This is a genomic window from Diaphorobacter limosus, assembly GCF_033100095.1.
Lineage (GTDB): Bacteria > Pseudomonadota > Gammaproteobacteria > Burkholderiales > Burkholderiaceae_C > Alicycliphilus > Alicycliphilus limosus.
The window spans coordinates 498110-517193 of sequence record NZ_CP136921.1; the positions used below are offsets into that span (position 1 = coordinate 498110).

General features: G+C 59.7%; 13 protein-coding genes, 1 tRNA gene and 2 pseudogenes. 5 read left to right on the forward strand and 11 right to left on the reverse strand.

Features of this window, described 5'->3' with window-relative positions; translation table 11 throughout:
- Window positions 1-1271 (forward strand): annotated as a pseudogene (locus tag P4826_RS02450) (IS256 family transposase).
- Window positions 1272-1362: 91 nt separating this feature from the next.
- On the opposite strand, the gene brxC reads toward P4826_RS02450, so the two are convergent.
- The 8 genes from brxC to P4826_RS02490 form a co-directional block, all read right to left on the reverse strand.
- Window positions 1363-5010: a BREX system P-loop protein BrxC gene (gene brxC, locus P4826_RS02455; RefSeq protein WP_317702411.1), complete on the reverse strand. Its 3648-nt coding sequence runs from the start codon at window positions 5008-5010 to the stop codon at window positions 1363-1365.
- Between the two features lie 20 nt (window positions 5011-5030).
- Entirely contained in the window at window positions 5031-5603 is a 573-nt protein-coding gene (locus tag P4826_RS02460; RefSeq protein ID WP_317702412.1) for a BREX protein BrxB domain-containing protein, read from the reverse strand.
- Window positions 5584-6369, reverse strand: a complete 786-nt coding sequence (locus tag P4826_RS02465) for a BrxA family protein (protein WP_317702413.1) — start codon at window positions 6367-6369, stop codon at window positions 5584-5586. Before P4826_RS02465 ends, P4826_RS02460 begins: the two co-directional genes overlap by 20 nt.
- Window positions 6366-6980 carry a BrxE family protein gene (locus tag P4826_RS02470; RefSeq protein WP_317702414.1) on the reverse strand — a complete coding sequence of 205 codons (615 nt, stop codon included), beginning with the start codon at window positions 6978-6980 and terminating at the stop codon, window positions 6366-6368. The genes P4826_RS02465 and P4826_RS02470 overlap by 4 nt, the downstream gene beginning before the upstream one ends.
- Window positions 6981-7234: 254 nt before the next feature.
- A complete protein-coding gene (locus tag P4826_RS02475) occupies window positions 7235-7474 on the reverse strand; it encodes a BrxE family protein (RefSeq protein ID WP_317702415.1) in 240 nt (79 codons plus the stop codon).
- Between the two features lie 312 nt (window positions 7475-7786).
- Window positions 7787-9172 (reverse strand): hypothetical protein, encoded by a 1386-nt coding sequence (locus P4826_RS02480; RefSeq protein ID WP_317702416.1) that lies wholly within the window; start codon window positions 9170-9172, stop codon window positions 7787-7789.
- A gap of 293 nt (window positions 9173-9465) precedes the next feature.
- The gene (locus tag P4826_RS02485; protein ID WP_317702417.1) at window positions 9466-9771 is read right to left on the reverse strand and encodes a helix-turn-helix transcriptional regulator; all 306 of its coding nucleotides are present in this window, start codon (window positions 9769-9771) and stop codon (window positions 9466-9468) included.
- Between the two features lie 1113 nt (window positions 9772-10884).
- Window positions 10885-12363 carry an IS5 family transposase gene (locus P4826_RS02490; protein WP_317702418.1) on the reverse strand — a complete coding sequence of 493 codons (1479 nt, stop codon included), beginning with the start codon at window positions 12361-12363 and terminating at the stop codon, window positions 10885-10887.
- Window positions 12364-13181: 818 nt separating this feature from the next.
- Between P4826_RS02490 and P4826_RS02495 the strand changes: the two genes are divergently transcribed.
- The 3 genes from P4826_RS02495 to P4826_RS02505 all read left to right on the forward strand — a co-directional run bounded on the left by P4826_RS02495 (window position 13182) and on the right by P4826_RS02505 (window position 15590).
- On the forward strand, window positions 13182-13508 hold the full coding sequence (locus P4826_RS02495; protein ID WP_317702419.1) for a type I restriction endonuclease subunit M: 327 nt from the start codon (window positions 13182-13184) through the stop codon (window positions 13506-13508).
- A 57-nt stretch (window positions 13509-13565) separates the two neighbouring features.
- Window positions 13566-14123 (forward strand): hypothetical protein, encoded by a 558-nt coding sequence (locus P4826_RS02500; RefSeq protein ID WP_317702420.1) that lies wholly within the window; start codon window positions 13566-13568, stop codon window positions 14121-14123.
- A gap of 177 nt (window positions 14124-14300) precedes the next feature.
- On the forward strand, window positions 14301-15590 hold the full coding sequence (locus tag P4826_RS02505; protein WP_317702421.1) for a hypothetical protein: 1290 nt from the start codon (window positions 14301-14303) through the stop codon (window positions 15588-15590).
- 145 nt (window positions 15591-15735) lie between these two features.
- Here the strand turns inward: P4826_RS02505 and P4826_RS02510 are convergent.
- The 3 genes from P4826_RS02510 to P4826_RS02520 all read right to left on the reverse strand — a co-directional run bounded on the left by P4826_RS02510 (window position 15736) and on the right by P4826_RS02520 (window position 18500).
- Window positions 15736-15826: transfer RNA gene (locus P4826_RS02510), tRNA-Ser, on the reverse strand.
- A gap of 92 nt (window positions 15827-15918) precedes the next feature.
- Complete coding sequence (locus tag P4826_RS02515) at window positions 15919-17601, reverse strand: thiamine pyrophosphate-binding protein (protein ID WP_317702422.1); 1683 nt, start codon at window positions 17599-17601, stop codon at window positions 15919-15921.
- An 8-nt stretch (window positions 17602-17609) separates the two neighbouring features.
- Window positions 17610-18500, reverse strand: coding sequence for an amino acid ABC transporter substrate-binding protein (locus P4826_RS02520; RefSeq protein ID WP_425605253.1), 891 nt, complete (start codon window positions 18498-18500; stop codon window positions 17610-17612).
- A 242-nt stretch (window positions 18501-18742) separates the two neighbouring features.
- Here P4826_RS02520 and P4826_RS02525 point away from each other — a divergent pair.
- A pseudogene (locus tag P4826_RS02525) lies at window positions 18743-19012 on the forward strand (LysR family transcriptional regulator); the annotation flags it as partial.
- Between the last annotated feature and the right edge of the window lie 72 nt (window positions 19013-19084).

Consider the following 19084-nt stretch of genomic DNA (forward strand, 5'->3'; position numbering starts at 1 on the left):
ATGCCACGCAAGACCAAACCCACCGCTTTGGCGGACCAGGCGGCACAGCCGCAATTTCACATCCCGGCCGAGCTGCTTGACCAGTTGGTGACCGGGCCCATGACGCCAGGCCAAGTCCAAGGGCTGTTCGATCAGTTCAAGAAGTCAATTCTTGAGCGGGCGCTGGGCGCCGAGATGAGTCATCACCTAGGCTATGCGCCCGGCCAAGCCAAGCCCACAGGCGGATCAGCCAACCACCGCAACGGCAAGAGCACCAAGACCGTACTGACCGATGTGGGGGCGCTGCGCATCGATGTCCCACGCGATCGCGAAGGCAGCTTCGAGCCGCAGCTCATTGGCAAGCACGAGCGGCGCTTTACGGGTTTCGACGACAAGATCATCGCCATGTACGCACGCGGCATGACGGTGCGCGAGATCCAGGGTTTCCTGGCTGAGATGTACTCGGTGGACGTCTCGCCCGAGCTCATCAGCCGTGTCACCGATGAGGTGATGGGCGAGGTCACGGCCTGGCAGACACGGCCGCTGGAGGCGATGTACCCGGTGGTGTTCTTCGATGCGCTGCGGGTCAAGATTCGCGAGGATGCGGTGGTGCGCTCCAAGGCCGTCTACCTGGCGCTGGGCGTACTGCCTGACGGCTCGCGCGACATCCTGGGAATCTGGATCGAGAACACCGAGGGGCGAAGTTCTGGATGAAGGTCTTCAACGATCTGAAGACGCGCGGGGTGCAGGACATCCTGATTGCCGTCACCGACGGCCTCAAGGGCATGCCAGAGGCGCTGGGCGCAGTGTTCCCGGCGACGACGCTGCAGACCTGCATCGTGCACCTGATCCGGGGTGGCCTGGACTTTGCGTCATGGAAAGACCGCAAGGCGCTGGCCGCAGCCATCAAACCCATCTACACCGCGGTGAGCGCCGAGGCGGCCGAGGCCGAGTTGGATGCGTTTGCGGCCGGCCCCTGGGGGCAGCGGTTCCCGACCGTGGTCAGCGCCTGGCGCCGGGCCTGGGACAAGGTCATCCCGTTCTTCGCCTTCCCGCCCGAGGTGCGGCGCGTGATCTACACCACCAACGCCATCGAGAGCGTGAACGCACGGCTGCGCAAGATCATCAAAACGCGCGGCCACTTCCCCAGCGACGAGGCGGCCACCAAGCTGATCTGGCTGGCGCTGCGCAACATCACCGCGGACTGGGGGCGGGCGGCCAACCACTGGAAATCAGCGATGAACCAATTTGCGATCCTCTACGAGGACCGATTTACCAGATCGGGCCAGTAAGATCACCAAGCCGCCTCACGATTGAGTGACGGATTCAACAGCCTCACACACAGAAATCCTGACACTCCCGTGTTTTGGTCGAACGCCATGCTCACTCGTCTCCCAGTTCAATGCTCAGGTCAAACGCGTGGGCGTACTTGAGTTCGCCTCGCACCTGTTGCAGGTTGGCGATGAGCGTGTCCAGGTCTTCGAGTTTGGTGATCTGACGCCGCGCTGTGACCTTGTGGGCGATGGGCTTGCGCGGCTCCTGGGCCACGCCTTCCACCACTTTGGGTTGAGCCGCCTCCAGCTCTTCTTTGATGCGTTGCTGCCCCAGCTTCTCAATGCGGTGCTTGAGGGTCTGCACCAGGGACTGCAGTTCGTAGTCGGTGTTGAGGGTGGTGGTCAGCCCGGTCAGGTCTGCTGGGGCTTGCACCACCAAGCGGTCTAGGCTACCTAGCAATTCGGTTTGTTCCTGCTGGGTGAGCTTGGCCCACTCGGGCACGCGCTTGAGGTCCACCTCGGCGTCTTTGACGCGCTGCTTGATGAGATCCTGCATGGCCAGCACGGTGTCGCGCACGCGGGCGCGAAGCGTGGTGAGGCTGGTGTTGAAGTCGGCCGCGTAGCGGAAAAAGTCTGCCTGCTGCAGGCGTTGCTGGATCAGGGCCAGGTCTTCTGACAACTCTTCTTTCAGCGTGGCCAGCAGGGCCACATTGGGCAGGCTGCCGATGGTAGAGCAGTGTTTGCCCAGCTCCTGCAGTGTGGGTTCCAGGCCCTGCTCCAACTTGAGCTTGACCTCTGCCGCCCACTTGAGGCTGTTGAAGAGTTCGGACGCTTCGTTGCCCAGGCGACGTGGAGCGTCCGACGCATCGGTCAGCAGCACGTCGTTGATTTCTTGCGTCAAGCTCTCCAGGCGGTCGACTCCAGGCAGGTTCAGCGCGCGGACCTTTTCTGTCAACGGCCCGTACTGGTGCTGCAGCTGGGTGAACAGCTTGGTGGTGACTTTGCTGATCTCGTCTTCCAGTGGAATGACGGAGTCGCCGGTCAGCTCGGTGAGGCGTGTGGCGGCACGAGCCAGCACTTCGTTCGACGGTCTGTCGCCACCCCGCAGCGCAATACCAATGCTCTTGAACGCGTTGTTGGTCTTGAGGGCGTCAATGGCTTGTTGGCCGTTGACGGTGACCTCGCGCCCAGCCACCTTGAGCTTGATTTCTCCAGCCACCAGCATGGCTGCCAGAACGTAGCGCAAGGTGTCGGGTGACCAGCCAAACGGCGCGTCGCTGAACACATCGGTCAGGCGCTTGCCTTCGACCATACCGTTGCGGTCGATGTGGTCGCGGATGCTGATCATGGCCAGGTGGTCGGTGCGCACGCTGTGGCGTCCGCCCTGGGTCTGCACCAGGTTCAACGGGTCGATGGCGCTGGTGATGCCCGCGAGGTTGCCGGTTCGCAAGAACCTTTCCGCCAGATCGGTGCCCGCGCGCACGGGCGCTTCGGCATAGCGGTCGAAGACCTGCTCAGCCACTTCGCTCAGGTGTTTGCGAGCGGCCTCCAACAGATCGGCCGACAAGGTGTCCACCGCCACCACCTGGCCGCGGAAGATGAACGAGCCTTGCAGCAGGCTGCGCTGGATTTGCAGACGCAACTTGCCGGCCAACTGTTCGGCACGGTCGGCCTGGCCGTTGCAGTACTCGCGGATCTCTTGGTCCGGGTCGTTGCGGTAGCGGGTGGCGATTTCGCGGCAACGGAAGATGTCGGCGGTGAGCTCGTCCATTTCCGGCGTGGTGCGTCCGACCAGGAAGATGTTGAAGCGGGAGCTGTTGTGGCGCGACTCGTCGGTGAGGCGGGTGCGCACACTGTCCACCTCTTTGGGGTCCGACAGCTCCACCACGGTTTGAATGGGGTTGCGCTCACCCGCCAAGGCCGCAGGAATGCCACCAGCGGACTGCGACTTCAAACCCGTGGACACGCCGTAAGAGCCGTGAAGCTGCGTGGTGGGCAGCGGGGCGTAGACGCCGGTCAATGCTTCGTTGACGATGCGGCGTAGTTCCACGCCGCGCAGGGCGACTTGGCTGCGCTCTTGCTCGATGTTGTTGAGCTTTTCGCTGAAGAAGCAGAGGTTGCCGTCTTGTTCGCCAAACGGCACGATGGGGTCGTTGATCAGGTCTTCAACGGCCTTGGCGATGGCGTCTGCCTGCGAGGAGGCGGACACGCTGCCGTGCATGAGGCTGGTGACGTTCTGGCGGGTGATGGGCAGGTTGCCCAGGATCTGCAACACCGCGACGGTCTTGGCGATGTCTTGGTGCAGCGCCGAATGGGTGAAGCGGATCTTGGTGACCTTCTCCACCGCTGCGTGCAGCGAGGCGAAGGCGCGTTTGATGTCTTTGTCCAGCGCGTCGAACAATGTGACCGTGGTGGCCAGCCAGCCCACAGGCTGCTCCGCTACTGCTGGCTTGCCTTCAGACCCATCGATCAAGATGTCTTGCACCACCTTGATGGCCGACCGCAGGCCGATGCCGCCGGTGGACTTGGCCAGCGCGCCCAGCAGGTGCAGCAGGATGTCGAAGTGCGAGGGCAGGAACGGGTACAGGTCGGTGAAGGCCTTGCGGTCGAAATCCACGCCGTAGACACGCGCGTCCACCAGCTTGGTGTTCTGGCGCAGCTGCTGGCCATATTGGTCAAACAGCTTGCCCAGTTCGGCTTCAGCCGCTGCAGACTTGCCCAGCAAGCGCGTGTAGCAAATCTCTTTGATGTCGTTGGATTCGAGCGCGATCTGGATCGGGAAGCGGTCGTTGAGCTTGAACAGCTCGGGCGAGTTCAAAGCTGCCTTGGTGTCGTCAGCGGTCAGCGTTTGCTGAGCGGTACCCACGATCCAGACCTTGCCATCACCGATGTTCTTGAGGTTCTTGGCCAGGCCATCGAGGTTCAGGATCAGATTGGGACGCGGCCCCACGTACTGCCCCACTTCATCGATGATGAAAATGATGTATTCCTTGCCAGAGGCTTCTCGGGCGATCTCCAGCATTTCGCGAACGCGGTCGTTCTCGAACACGACGATTTCGCTGGCTTCGGTGGTGAAGGACGTGGTCGTCTTGAACAGGTTGGGGTACAGCTTGTGGGCGATCTCCGGGATGAGGCTGTCCACCACGAGTTCGTCGTTGCGGTAGTTGGCCCATTCCTCGCCACCGGCCGTCTCCTTGAAGAGCGCCAGGAATTCGTCGTACCGCTTTTCCTTCTTGAGCTTGCGCTCCAGGGCGGCCACCTTGAGGTTGCGCGAGTAGCCCGCCCACTGAAGCACCTTGTAGAACAAGACGGTGGAGACTTCCTCCATGGTGGCACCTGCCACTTGCTCGCTGGCCAGGTCCAGCATCAGCACGGCGGCGGGGAAGCGTTTGGCCACGCTGGACAGCAGCGCCTTGGTGCTCTGGCGCTTCAGGCGGTCCTGCAGGTGCTGGATGAAGGGGATGCCATCGATCTTGATGCTGTCATCGAAGGCCAGGCCGAGGTATTTGGTGAACGAGCTCTTGCCCGAGCCATAGAAGCCGGACACCCACACACCCACTTCGTTTTCGCCGCCAACGTCCATGGCGGCTTCCATCTTGAGCAGCAGGTTTTCAAACTGCTCGTCGATGCTGTCGGTCACCACATATTCGGAGATTTCGGACCGGAGTCTGGCCTCCTGCGAAACACCGTAGGTGATGACCTTTTCGATGCTGCGATGGATGTTCTTGGATGGGTCGAAAAGCTGCTTGATGTTCATATTGTGATTCCCTGCCTGGATCAGCCACCCACGTGAACCGACCGGTAGTTACCGTCGTCTGGATAGAAGCCCAAAAATTTCAGCCGTGTCTTGCCGGTGCGCACGCCCGGGTAAAGGAACACGGTGGGCACATGAAACTTGCCCTGGAGCTTGCCTTCGATCACGCCGATGCGTGTGTAGGGGTGGAGAGCTTCCAGGTCGGTGACCATCAGGATGGCTTTGGTCTTGCCTTCCAGTTCAGCCAACTTGGCCTCAATGCGTGCCTGCAGCGCCCCGTTGCTGATGGCGTTGGCCAGCGAAGCGTTGGTCTTGTCCCAAGCCTGAGGGGCCTTCTGGTCCGCAGCCACCCAAATCTTGCGCAGCGGCGCCTTTTCGATGATGTCGGCCACATGCTCAGCGATGGAGAAAGTAGCGACGTCCCAGCCTTCGTTTTTGAGCCGATGAACCCACGCTGGCGTCTCGCGCTTAACGTTCAGGATCTGGCTGGGCGAGAAGACCAAGTAGAAGATGGGCTCGAAGCTGGCGTGACCAAATTCCCGCCCTTGCTTGATACGCTCCATGAGCTCGTTGAAGTCAGCCTTGAGCGATGACATCGATCACTTCCTCCATATTCTTGTAGGTCCACCCAATGTGGACAACATCGGATGCCGCTTGGAAAATCAGGTGCCCCTGCAGCGATAGGCGTTTGAGTTGGTCCCTAACGTCGTGCGGCTCCAAGCCAAAGAGTTTCCAGTCTGGATGTGAGACCACCTGGTTGTCGCCCAAGCCACTGAACCGAAGCTCATAAGCCAGGTAGAGGGCCACCTTGGGTTGAATCCGGTATGGGGCCACGGAGCGCTTGTGCCGACCGGTCACCGTCAAGAGACCGTAGTCCACACAGCAGCCGATCAGGTACGAGGCGATGCGCTTGATCGTGATATCGGACCAAGGCTTCTGCGTCTTGCCTTCGCGCACGCTGTTGGCGACAAAGGTGCGGGCATCTTCCAGCTCCAGGTCGTTCCGACCTGCGGCATATCGGGGCCAGAAGACTTCACAAACGAAATCGGCCAGGACGAGGTTGGCCCGGGCCGTGTAGAGAAAAAACAGTTGCGCAAGTTCGGCCGACGAAAGCTGGGGAACCATGCGCTGAAGATGGGATGACACGCCAGAGCTACGCAAGTACCTGGGCGCAAAACACTCTACGACGATGTTGCGCAAGCGGCGAGCTGTCACTAACGGGAACCGACCCGAGGCCAGCGCAGCATCGTACAAGGCTGGCGCCGACATGCCAGGTTGGTAGACCTCCAGCAGCTGCTTGGTTTCTTCGATCAGCCCCAACCCTGCTTGCAACTGGGTGGTGTAGTACCGCGGATCGCTCACGCAGCTTCCTTCAAATAGGGGAAGGACTGGACCTGCTGTTGGAAGGCTGCCACATAGACACCGGCGGCGCGAGCCAAGTCTGCGGTGATGTCGTCGCCCACCAGGCCCAACAGCGACGGACCAGGGCTGGCCGTTTGCGCAGGTGTGGCGAGCTCAGCCAGCCGATTCAGCGCTTGCTGTCGATCGCCCAGGTGGGCTTGAACGCGCGCCACAAAGGCTTTGTCGTTGGCCACCTCTTGGCAGGACTGCTCCAGTTCAATGGGTAAGCGGAAAAGGTGAATGGTCCGCCCAACGCCGATCACCTCGTCATGAACCTTGGCGGCAGCGGCCGTCACGCCGTTGTACTGTGCCAGGAACACAGACCGGGTGAATATGGGAGAAAGGAAAGCGCCCGCAGTCAAACTGAAGAAATCGCTTCCCCACCAATTGGCTTGCCACTTTTCTCCCAGGCTTCCGACTAATGCGCGTAGTTCGACACCCGAGGCCAGCGCAGCATCGTACAAGGCTGGCGCCGACATGCCAGGTTGGTAGACCTCCAGCAGCTGCTTGGTTTCTTCGATCAGCCCCAACCCTGCTTGCAACTGGGTGGTGTAGTACCGCGGATCGCTCACGCAGCTTCCTTCAAATAGGGGAAGGACTGGACCTGCTGTTGGAAGGCTGCCACATAGACACCGGCGGCGCGAGCCAAGTCTGCGGTGATGTCGTCGCCCACCAGGCCCAACAGCGACGACCAGGGCTGGCCGTTTGCGCAGGTGTGGCGAGCTCAGCCAGCCGATTCAGCGCTTGCTGTCGATCGCCCAGGTGGGCTTGAACGCGCGCCACAAAGGCTTTGTCGTTGGCCACCTCTTGGCAGGACTGCTCCAGTTCAATGGGTAAGCGGAAAAGGTGAATACCATCGCCCAACGCCGATCACCTCGTCATGAACCTTGGCGGCAGCGGCCGTCACGCCGTTGTACTGTGCCAGGAACACAGACCGGGTGAATATGGGAGAAAGGAAAGCGCCCGCAGTCAAACTGAAGAAATCGCTTCCCCACCAATTGGCTTGCCACTTTTCTCCCAGGCTTCCGACTAATGCGCGTAGTTCGACAATCGCTTCTGCTGTCATGTTTTGCTCTACCCTCGTGATGCTTTGCGTGGTCCAGACGCTGCCCAAGAATAGTGCAAGATGAAGCGTGTGATGGCGAGCGGTTGAGATTTTCTGCAGCCTCGTAACCAGAATAGGGCGGCGAGCGCAAGACCCACATCACCAAGAGACTCTTTGTGAGTGACTGGATTGCGCCGCCCCATCAGCACCTTGTGCCGTGCTGAACTATCCTGCACTCAGCCGCTGGAAGGCGGACTACCTTCTAAAAGGGTATATCGCACCACGGTGACGGCACTGCCCCTTGGGGAAAGCCCAAGGGGCAACACTCACAACTTACCCCATCAAGTTAGACACATCGCTGGTCGTCCCGTCCGAGGGAAAGTGCACCAGGACCCCCGCCTTGCGGAACCCCTCCAAAACTGCCAACAGCGTGGAGACTGGGATAGAGGCCGTTGTGCCAGCACAAGCAGCACCGCCCTGAGTTTTGCTCTTGCCTTTACTCGTGGCCTTGCCCTTGCCACGCACCTTCGCATCCCACTTGATCTGCGCCGCAGCAAGTGCCGCATCAACACGCTTGCGCAGCTCACGGTTCTTGCGCTTGACCGTGGCAGGCATATGGCAATGCGCCAGCAACTCCTTCGGTGGCTCAACCAACCGATCCAGCGACAGCAACCCGTTCAGCCCAGGGATCGCGATGCGGCACTGGGTCTTCCAGGGAATATCAATGTCGATGCGCAGGCGCTCCTGGATACGCTGCTTGATCGGCGACTTCTTCCACTCGCCTGACTTGAACTCCGGGAACCGATTCATGGGCTTGCCCTTGAGGTGCCAATCGAGTACCAGCATGTCACATACCGACAGCTGATCAATATGGCGCTGCTGTGGCTTGTTGACCCGGTAGTCCGCATCCACCTTCAGCAACGTACGAAGCCAATCGAACTGCTGCTGATACACCGCCTTGCCCTTGGCCCCGCGCCAAGCGCTTGGCTTGCTCAGCCCGCTCTCCGCAAGGTATTTGGTGCTGAGTTTGATTTCCACCCGAAGCACGCGCTTGCCGATGGCGTAGATATCACCCGCCACCTCCGGCGACTCAAAGCTAGAAAACTTGTTCGGCTGGTTTCGATCCTTCACGTAGAACAATACCGAGCGCCCATCGACCTTGTTGATGTACCAAGACTGAGTATCCCCAGATGCGGAAACCCCCACCTTCTTGGAGATTTTCTCATCCGAATTGCGAGGCGACTTCAGCACAATCCCTGCGTAGCGCTTGAGCTTCGATTGAAAGCCCACAGCCTGCTTTTCCGATTCAAACTCCAAGCAGTAAGTCAGCGTGATCTCCTGAAACTCGCAGTGCTTCAAACTGATGGTCTTCACATACGCCGGGTCGACGCCCCCCGATTCCGCAAGATTGATCTGCAGCTGGTATTTATGGGTGAGCGCAGCCTGGTAGACAGAATTGCTCATCAATACGTTGTTGCCGATCAGCGTTGCAGGGTGATTCACTGATAGCTGGTAGGCGTACACCTGAAAGTCACCATTCAACTTCGCAATGATCTTATTATTAGCCTTTGTTAGGCCCTTAATGTGATCACTCATAGTATTGAGGTGACAGACCTCTTTATTGTGAAAGATGATTCCATGCTTTGCAGGAAAGTTGATGGTCCCATGCTTTTTGCGGGGTGCTGGCATATAGAAGATGGACGTTTGAGAATCAGACATAAAAGCTTTCAATTGTGATTTTGGTGCTTGCAACGATGCCCTTATGGGCGATATTGCATATCACGCAAGCACGCTACAGGTTGGTTAAATGGTTGGTCCGCTAGTTGATCTGCTTTAGTAGTCGATGTGTGGTTGGTGGTGGTGAGCTAGTCATAGTCAATCAATTACTAGTAACCAGCACATTCGCTTTTGACGACATCACCGCCAAAACCCTAAAAACCACTGAAAAACAGCTCTACGGCAGCGTCAAATCGGGTTTTCTTGGTTTCCCGAGCGTTTGATAAATCCGCAATTTATGCCGAAGCAGAATGCGTCCAAAGTGAACCCGAATTCAATAATTCGCGCAGATCCTTAACTTGCCAAACGGCAATACGGCTACCCAGCTTTTTTGGAGCAGGCAACGCGCCGGATTTGCACAAACGCCAAACGGTCGAGCGGGATACCCCCAGCAGCATCAGCACCACAGTGAGGCGTACGAAGGCCTGATCGGGAAGGTCGTTGAAATTGCGCAGGAGATCGGGAAGGGTGGGGGCCGACGCATTGCGCTTGCGTGGCACCTTCGCTTGGTTGGCCGTGACGGCTTGCAGCTTCTCATTCATGGATGAACTCCAGGTATTTGCTACGGACCAGTGCGACATGCACTGCATCCAGCCATCAGGGTTCACAGTTTTTTTTCCGAATGTTGTTCAACTCCTCGCTAAGCCTCGCCAGTGCTAGCTTTGCGGCCCATGCGGTATGCGCTGAGTTGTCTCTCAACTGACGGTGCGCAATGCAGCACTTTCAATCGAGAGGAAAGTGGAAGAGGTGGAGATGCGCTCTTAAACTTCGGAGAGGAAAGTGGAAAATGGAAGTGGATGAGCGAAAGCTCGACAGGAGGTGAGAGGGTTGTTCGCACCGTGCTGTAGTACGAACGGTGGGAGGAAAGTGGTACCACTGCACCGCCAGAAATAGCGAGTCGTGGAAAGAGGGTCACTTGACTTGGGAGTCGTTTCTCTGAATGGAGCCAGGCCTGAGGCGACTAGTGAAAAGATGGATGAAAATTCATTTTCTAATAAAGAAACAAAACAACCAACCAGGGCGAATATGAAAATATTGAAAGCATCGTCAAATGTGAAAAACTATTGGTCGTGTGAGTTTTTCATAAAGCTAGTCTCAAAGTATGAAACACCCATTTTTGGTTCTATTGAATCCGAGGTTGGTCCCCAAATAAAACAAGAGCCTAATAGTTTGAATGAGGTGTTGGAGCTGCATGGGGTGACATCTAACCTCAGGGCATTCCAATCAAAAGAAGAGTTTGAAGTAAGAAGAAGGGTCGAGGAAATATTGGCCAATGAAGCTCCTTCAATCAAACAGCAGACAAGTCTCCATAAAATATTTTGGTACAGAATCTGGCTTTTTCTCGTTCTGCAAGGTGCGCTGAAAAAAGACAGCTTTATCGAACATTACGCTTCATGGAGAGAAAATAAAGGGGCTCGATATTTCGAGGTCTTATGCTCTTTTGAAAATCAAGCAACCTATCAAAAGTCAATTCCTATTGACATTTTTTTGCTGAGCGGTATTCCATCAAAAGAAGAAATTGAAGCCCAAATTGAATTGGCTGAGCCATTAATTTCCAGGCCACTCATAAAAAATAAAAACAAGAGAAGTATTGAAAAGATTGTTGGCAGGAAAAATTTGGAGGATATTAAGATATCTAGTCGGCCCTGCAAAATTCACCGCAACATCCAACCCAGCGATCCACAGCGGGTTCTGCGCGCCTGCGTGGCCATAGCCAGCGCCGCAGCCCAGATCCACAGTCGTGCGAGCAGGGGCGCAAAAAGCCCCTTGAGGCCCAAACGCACGATCGCCCGCAGCAGCCAGCGGATGTTGTAGCCGGCTGCGCACAGCACCGCGTGCAACGCATCGCCCATGGATCCCTTGAGCCAGCACCGATCCATGCCGTTGTCGTGTTTCAAGTGCCCTATCGCAGGCTCTACCGCTTGCCTTCTCTTGAGCCAGCGCCGATGCGCTGAGGTGAGGCTTTTGAACTTGCCCCGGTGGATGATGTCAACGCCCGGGTTGTGTGCATCCACCCCTCTGAAGCCCAGATCGACGATCACCTGCTTGGGGCTGCGGCCCGTGTCTTCGGTCAGGATCGTTACCTGCTCGAGTTGCTCGGCCAAGGTGTGGCCGTCATAGGGGTTGCCGGTAAAGCTGCGTGCGCCCACCATCAGCCCTTGCCTGTGCGTTACCGCCACGCTGACCTTCACGCCGAACTCGTAAGGTTTCCTGGCCTTGCCCTTGCCAATGCACTCGACCTCCGGTGCGTGCATGGCATACAGCTTGTTCTTGTCTTTGGGTTGCTGGGTGCGGATGCGCTCGGCGCGCTGCATCAGATCGTGCAGGGCGGTCAGCGCCTCGGCCGGCACTTGAGGCATCTGCTTAATCTTGCGCCCCACCTCGCGCAACACGATGCCGAGGATGGTGCGCTGGCGCTTGACGGTCTTCTTGAGCCGCTTGAACTGCTTGGCATGGGCGTAGCCGCCGGCCTTGCGCCGCAAGGCCTTGCCTTCGCGCACAAAGGTCTGCTTCAGGGCAATGCCCGCCCGCTTGGCGGCGGTCACCACCTTGTGGCGGGCGATCTCCAGCAGGCGTGAGTCCACCGGGTGGGCAATGGCCTTCTCCTGCACCGTGGTGTCCACGATCAACCGCTCGAACTCGGCGGGCCCGATGGCCCTGGAGGTGACGGCCGTGTCGATGGTGGCCTTGAGCAGTTCTTCCACGCCGGCCTCGCCAATCGCTGTACGAAAGCGTCCGATCTGCGTGGCGTCACACGGCAGGCGTGGTTCGTAGAAGCGCATGCCGCTGAAGTGCTGCCAGACCACGTTCTCCGCCCAGCGCTGCACCAGCTCCTCGTCGCTGAGCTTGTTGGCGTGCTTGAGGTACAGCAGACTGGCCATCAGGCGGATGGGCAGGCGCGGACGGCCTGCGGCGGCGACTGCGCCGCCAGCCACTTGCACAGAAGGGCCAAACAGGTCGTCTTGTGCCACTGCACGGCCCTCGCGTGCCTGGCGAGCAAAGTGCGGTGCCAGCGCTGCCTCGATCTGTGCCCAGGGCAGGCGGCTGGCGAGCACCGCCAGCGGGTGGTGCAGGTCGATCATCTCGGCCAGTGGTTGGCGGAAGAAGTCGGCGGTTTGACCGGGCTGGGGCATCACAAAACTCTCAGAAATCAATGGCTGGTGAATTGATTCTCGGGGGATGGAGCTGTCGGGGAAACAGCGCAAACCCAGTGTTTATGGGGGCTGGCTGGGTTTTGCAGGGCCGACTATCTATAGACAAGGCCGTTACTTCAGGAAAAATTGCAGGCCTTGTAAAGGCTACGGAAAAGAATTCCCGTCACAAGTACAGAGGAAATAGAAATGAGCTGTACCGGGATATTGTGAAAAATATTGGATTGCAGACGAAAGAAAGTATGTTTGTGAGAGCGGTTTCACTATTCGTGGAGACAAAGGCAAAATAATTGAGTACTCTGCGATGGGGCGAAATTCAAATCTATCGATGTGTGAGTTACTGGCACTCCGCATTGAATGATTTATTTGTTTGGCTCGAAATTTGGTTTCGCTGAAAACACTTGAATTTATTGGAATTTCGATGTGCCGATATTTCTGAAAGTCAATGATGCCGACGTTGTGCTATAATTCACTATAAACTTATGTTGGTTTTGGTAAGTGGCTTTTTTAGCCACTTACTGAAAATCAATATCAGCTTTCCCCCCCCGCCTGTGTTCCCAGGTCGTTTCTCCCATCCCCCTGCTTGATTTCCCTCGCGCCGTAACCCCACGGTAGCGTGCGCGCGGCTGTCGCCATGACAGCACGCGTGGCACCGCCGTGGCCGTGTCATCGCGGTGGTGATGGGTTATGTGGTGGCGGATCGCGCCAGGGCGTGCTGGCGGTAGTGCCGAGCGCATAGCTGCGCTTCGTTCTTTTTCCCCTTTCCCTTCTCCCTTTCTCTTCTTCTCAGGAGCTTTTCCATGACCTCTTTGCCTGGTCAGGCCGCCGCATGCGCGCGTTACGAACAACAACGCACTCCCTTGTTCAGCTTGGGCACTGTGCTGATCACCCCCGGTGCACTCGACATGCTCGAAGCACTGCAGTTGGCACCGCTGCCGTTTGTGCTGCGCCACGTTGCGGGGGATTGGGGTGACCTGTGCCAGGAAGACAAGGAAGCGAACGCTGCGGCGCTCACTTACGGCAGCCGTTTGCTGTCGGCCTATGACATCCCCCCGAACCATCGGCTGTGGATCATCACGGAGGCCGACCGACGCTCGACCACCTTGCTGCTGCCGGAGGAATACTGAGCAATGCTGCATTCCTACCATTGCCACCCCCGAATCAGTGCTGGCATGCATGGCCCCATGTTGGGCAACCAGCGGCTGCATGTGCGCCAGGGGGAGGTGGATGCCACTTGCGGCTACCACTGCGTTTTGATGGCATTGATGGTGTTGGGCCAAGTGCGGCGCAATGCGCTGATCTGGGACACCCGCGATGTGCGCCTGCAAGCGCTGCGCAAAGTGGCGCAGCGGTACTACTTCGACGGCTGCGAGGTCCAAGAGCTACAGCAACAACTGGCCCCCTATGCCGAGCAAGTGCACTGCAAGGAATTGCGCTCGCGCGTGGCGGAACGCACTTTGGATGCGCTGGCCGATGGAAAGTTGTGCTTGGTGTGCTTTTCCACCGAGCGCTACATGCATTGGGTGCTGGCTGTGGGCATGCGCTTTGAGGCGGAGGAACCCGCTGACTTGCTGGTGCTGGACCCGGCCATGGCCCCGATACCGCTGGTGCCCTGGAATGCCATGCTGACCGGCTGGGCGAGCAAGCAGCCACGGCGTGTGGTGGCCACGCTCAGTGAGCGCGTGAACATCGACGCGGTGTTGGTGCTGTCGCCTGTGGCGCAGGCGCAAGAGGGCGAGTAGGCCGTTCGGCAGTTGTGTCGTTCTGCTTCGCTCGTTTTCTTTTTTCCCTTTTTTCTTCTTTCTGAACTTCCGCTTTCCGTAGCACTGGGCTGTGAGCCAAGTGCCGCTGCCGCATGGACGAACGGCTGGGCGGGAGTTCGTTTGTACGTTGTGTTGCTTGTTTGGAGGTGCTTTGTGATGACCGACGATTCCTTGATGCCACCCCCGCTGGAGCGGTTGCTGACGGCGCTGCTGGAACTGCCGCCTCTGTTGCCCAGGCCTGGTTTGGTATTACCCCACGACGCCGGTGATGGAGGTGCGCAAATGCTGTTGGAGGTGCTGGACACGGCGCTGCACACGCCGCCCGCGCAACCCCAGCGTATGGCTGCAGTGCGGTATTTCTGCAAACACGCCCGCCACCGCCTGGGCTTGGCGTCCTGGCGGGATCTGCAAGCCTTGCTGGAGCAGTACCCGCAAAGTGACGAAGGCGATGCCGAAGTGGCGCGCTTGCTATGGGGTGTGGAGGCCCCTGAACATGTACGGGCGCTGCGCTTGCTGGTGTGGTTCATGGCGGCGTATGACGTTACCGAGCTGGTGCAGTGGCATGCGTGGATGGGCACGAGTGGGTTTGAAGAAGCCTTGCGGGAATCGCTCGATACGTTGGGCGCGGTGGCGGTGGTGCTGTTGTGGCAAGCCAAGTCAGGGCGCACCGACCATGCCTGGGTGCTACGGTTTGCCCGCAAGGCGCTGGGGCATTCGGTCAGCGAAGGGCCTGCCATGCTGGCGTTTCGGGATGCGGCAGAGGCGATGGGGGTGCCGCAAAGGGTGCTGGCCCGGCAGGTAGCCCATTGGGAGCGGGCGGCGATGGGTGTTGATGATGTGCCAGGCCTGCGGGTGCTGTGGTGGCAGTGTGTGGCCGAAGCGTTGCAGGTGCATGTAGCCCAAGAAACAAGCACCGCCGCAAGCAGCGACGAATGGCGTGTTGAGTTATCACCAACGTCGACATTGCGTCACGGCGAAGCTGGCGTGGCGCTTGAACCTCAGGCGAGGGAACTACAAGCCAACACCCCTATGGTCACAGCACTGCGACTGCACCAACGGAGCTGGGCGCAAGGCTTGGGGCTGTGGCTGGAGATTCAGGGGGAGGGGCGGCTGTCGGCAATGCACCAAGCGGCCATTGCCGAGCGGTTTGAGGCGGCAGGGCACCGGGCGCCGCAGTTGCGGTATGCCAGTGCAAATGGCGGTCACCAAGCCACATGGCTGGCGACATGGCACTGGGATGAAGCGGTGTGGGTGCCTCGGGATATGCCGGTGACTGATGTGAAGCGCTGGGCACTGGAGACGGCGCTCAAAGCGACCGAGCACTGGCTGCTGATGTGCGGCATGGTGGCGCTGGCGGGAAAGCCGCAGGGGGCTGCGCTGGCGCTCGATACCAGGCTGCTGGGGGTGGATGTGAAAAGGGAAGCCACCAATGAAAAAAAGTTCTAGGGCCGGGGGCGCTAGAACTTCTTCAGGCTGGTGGGTGTGCCACTTTCTGAGCCAAAACTGGCTGAAAGCAACCGTATAACCAGCCGTATAACGGTTTGATGACTTTGCTAAAAGTCTTTGAAAATCAATGACTTAGAGCTGTATCTGGCGGAGAGGGCGGGATTCGAACCCGCGGTGGGCTATTAACCCACACACGCTTTCCAGGCGTGCGACTTAAACCGCTCATCCACCTCTCCGAAGCCCGCGATTATAGCCATGCTTGTGGCGGAATCTTGCAGATTTGCCGGATCAGCAGAAAAACCCTCGTTTTCTTGGGGCCGCCTTGCTGTCAGCCATTGGTCAGCGCCGCGTTGCGTATGCCTTGCAACGTGCCGGTCGGAGTGATGGCCTCGGGGTCGATGAAGCAGTGCAGGATTGCCGGCAGGCCACTGGCGCGGGCGCGCTCCAGGGCAGGGGCGAAGTCCTCGGTGCGTTCGACGCGCTCACCATGGCCGCCGAAGGCCTGGGCGTAGGCCTTGAAGTCGGGGTTTTTGAGCGCGGTGGCGCTGACGCGCCCGGGGTATTCGCGCTCCTGGTGCATGCGGATGGTGCCGTACATGGCGTTGTCCAGCAGCACCACGACCAGGGGCAGGCCGTATTGCACGGCGGTGGCGAATTCCTGGCCATGCATCAGAAAGTCGCCGTCGCCGGCGAACACCACTACCTCGCGTGCGGGCCATAGGCGCTTGGCGCCCACACCTGCCGGCAGGCCGTAGCCCATGGAGCCGCTGGTGGGTGCGAGCTGGCTGCCATAACTGGTGAAGGGCCAGAAACGGTGCACCCAGGTGGCGAAATTTCCCGCGCCATTGCAGAAGATCGTGTCGGCGGGCAGTACGCCCTTCAGGTGCTGCATCACGGCGCCCATTTGCAGCTGGCCGGGGATGCGGATGGGCGCAGGGTCGCTCCAGGCCAGATATTCGGCGCGCGCCGCCTGTGTGTGTCCGGCCCAACCCGGTGCGCTGGCTGGAAGCAGGCCGGCCAGCGCCGCGGCCATCGCCTGGGGCGTGGCATGTATGGTCTGCGCCGGGCGGTACAGGCGGCCGAGTTCGTCGGCATCGGCATGTACATGCACCAGTGGCTGTGCAGGATTGGGTATATCGAACAGTTCGTAGCCCTGCGAAGGGATTTCCGACAGCCGGGCGCCGAGCACCAGCACGAGATCGCTCGCGCGCATGCGTGCCAGCAGCTTGGGGTTGACGCCCAGACCCAGGTCGCCGGCGTAGCTGGCGTGGTTGGCGGGGAAGAGCATCTGCCGGCGGAACGAGCAGTACACCGGCAGTTGCCAGTGCTCGGCAAATGTGGCGATGTCGCGTACGGCTTGGTCGGACCAACGGCTGCCGCCGAGGATGACGACGGGTTGTTCCGCCCCCTGCAGGCGTGCATGCAGCTCTTGCAGCGCGGCGGTGCCGGGGCAGGTTTCCGTGACTTGGTAGGGCAGGGCGTCGGCCACGCTGGCGGCCTCGGTCAGCATGTCCTCGGGAAGGGCCACGACCACCGGGCCGGGGCGGCCCGAGGTGGCGACGTGGAAGGCGCGTGAGATCAGCTCGGGCAGGCGCGCCGGGTCGTCGATGTCCACCACCCACTTGGCCATGGTGCCAAAGACGGCGCGGTAATCGAGCTCCTGGAAGGCCTCGCGCCCCTTGGCGCCGCGCGCCACCTGGCCCACGAACAGGATCATGGGCGTGGAGTCCTGGTGGGCGATGTGCACGCCGGCCGAGGCATTGGTCGCTCCCGGCCCGCGTGTCACGAAGCAGATGCCGGGCCGGCCCGTGAGCTTGCCCTGGGCCTCAGCCATCATCGCGGCGCCGCCCTCCTGGCGGCAGACGGTGACGGCGATGTCGGCGTCATGCAGAGCGTCGAGAACGGCCAGGTAGCTCTCGCCGGGTACGCAGAACAGCTGCTGGACACCATGGGTGATGAGCTGGCGCACCAGGATCTGGCCGCCGGTGCGAGGGGTGAGGGCAGGAGACATTGTGGGCTTTACTGTTGGTAGGTTTCCAGCGGCTTGTCGTTCGGGGTGGCAAACAGCTGGCGCAGGGCGTTGCCCAGGGGCAGGTTCAGGCTGGCGTTCTTGGGCGGGATGGGGTTCACAAACCACTTGGTATAGATTTTTTCCATCTCGCCGGATTGCATCAGGCGCGTGAGCACACCATCCACGGCGGCCTTGAAGCCCGGGTCGTCCTTGCGAAACAGCAGGGCAATCGGCTCGGCACCCAGGGGCTCGCCCACGATGCGGTAGGCGCTTGGATCCTTGGAGTTGGCGATGACGCCGGCCAGGATGTTGTCATCCAGCACGAAGGCATCGGCCCGGCCGGATTCAAGCAGCATGAAGCTCTCGTGGTGATCCTTGCCGAGCACGGTCTTGATGGGCGAGCCCACCACGCGCTCCTGCTTGCGCAGCAGCTGCACGGCCGTGGTACCGGTGGAGGCCGCCACGGTGCGCCCGCCCAGCTGGGCAATGGAGGTGAGGTCAGAGTCCTTGCGCACCGCCATGCGCACCTCGCTCACGTAGCTGGTGACGGCGAAGGCCACCTGCTGCTGGCGCGCCAGGTTGTTGGTGGTGGGGCCGCAGCCAATGTCTACCGTGCCGTTGCTCACCAGGGGCATTGTGCTTTGTGCGGTGATGGCCATGTATTCAAGCTTGGCCGTGGGCGCGATCTCCTTGAGCACGCGTTCGCACAGCTCGACGTGGTAGCCCACGTATTTTTCGTTGGCGCCCAGTGCGTAGGCCATGGGTGGCGACGATTCGCGCACCCCCAGCACTGCCTTGCCCGAGGCCTTGATCTTGTCCAGCGTGGCCGACGGTGCCTGGGCCAGCGCCGCGGGCAGGGCGGCGCACCACAGCGCCAGGCCGGCGGCGGTTGCAGCCATCTTGGTGTACGAGCTTGCCATGTTGTGTCTCCTTGAAGAATCGTATTGGCTTTGCGACGCCGCAACTATCCATGCTTGACGGGCCTGTGCATAGCGATAAATTGGAACTATTTCATGAAAATTTGGTATGAACTACCTGGGGTTATCTCGGGTATCGGTGTGTGTTGGCGGCGTAAACAGTGCGCTGGCACCGTAGTGGCCGTGTCATCCTTGTGTTTCAATCATTCCTTAACTGCATGACCATCTTGCGCAAGACATTTCTGCCGCCGATTGCGGATCTGCTGGCCTTCGAGGCCGCGGCGCGGCACGCCAGCATCTCGCGTGCGGCGCAGGAGCTGCACCTGACGCAAAGCGCCGTGTCGCGCCAGATACGGCAGCTGGAGCAGCAGCTGGGCATGGCGCTGTTTCACCGCGTGCGCCAGCGCATCGTGCTCACCGACGCCGGCCGTGTCTACGCCGCCGATGTACGCGCAGCCCTGCAGCAGCTGTCGGCCAGCACGCAGAGGGGTCTCCTCGTTTTCAGTGCAATAAGTGACGGTACGAAAAGCTAGCACTGGCGCGGAGGTGGTGTTGGTAGATCGTTG

Excerpts from the sequence above, each read along its gene's own strand:
- brxC (WP_317702411.1), bottom strand. The coding sequence starts at position 5,010 with ATGAACATCAAGCAGCTTTTCGACCCATCCAAGAACATCCATCGCAGC.
- P4826_RS02460 (WP_317702412.1), bottom strand. The coding sequence starts at position 5,603 with ATGTCATCGCTCAAGGCTGACTTCAACGAGCTCATGGAGCGTATCAAG.
- P4826_RS02475 (WP_317702415.1), bottom strand. The coding sequence starts at position 7,474 with ATGACAGCAGAAGCGATTGTCGAACTACGCGCATTAGTCGGAAGCCTG.
- P4826_RS02480 (WP_317702416.1), bottom strand. The coding sequence starts at position 9,172 with ATGTCTGATTCTCAAACGTCCATCTTCTATATGCCAGCACCCCGCAAA.
- P4826_RS02485 (WP_317702417.1), bottom strand. The coding sequence starts at position 9,771 with ATGAATGAGAAGCTGCAAGCCGTCACGGCCAACCAAGCGAAGGTGCCA.
- P4826_RS02490 (WP_317702418.1), bottom strand. The coding sequence starts at position 12,363 with ATGCCCCAGCCCGGTCAAACCGCCGACTTCTTCCGCCAACCACTGGCC.
- P4826_RS02495 (WP_317702419.1), top strand. The coding sequence starts at position 13,182 with ATGACCTCTTTGCCTGGTCAGGCCGCCGCATGCGCGCGTTACGAACAA.
- P4826_RS02500 (WP_317702420.1), top strand. The coding sequence starts at position 13,566 with ATGTTGGGCAACCAGCGGCTGCATGTGCGCCAGGGGGAGGTGGATGCC.
- P4826_RS02505 (WP_317702421.1), top strand. The coding sequence starts at position 14,301 with ATGACCGACGATTCCTTGATGCCACCCCCGCTGGAGCGGTTGCTGACG.
- P4826_RS02515 (WP_317702422.1), bottom strand. The coding sequence starts at position 17,601 with ATGTCTCCTGCCCTCACCCCTCGCACCGGCGGCCAGATCCTGGTGCGC.
- P4826_RS02520 (WP_425605253.1), bottom strand. The coding sequence starts at position 18,500 with ATGGCTGCAACCGCCGCCGGCCTGGCGCTGTGGTGCGCCGCCCTGCCC.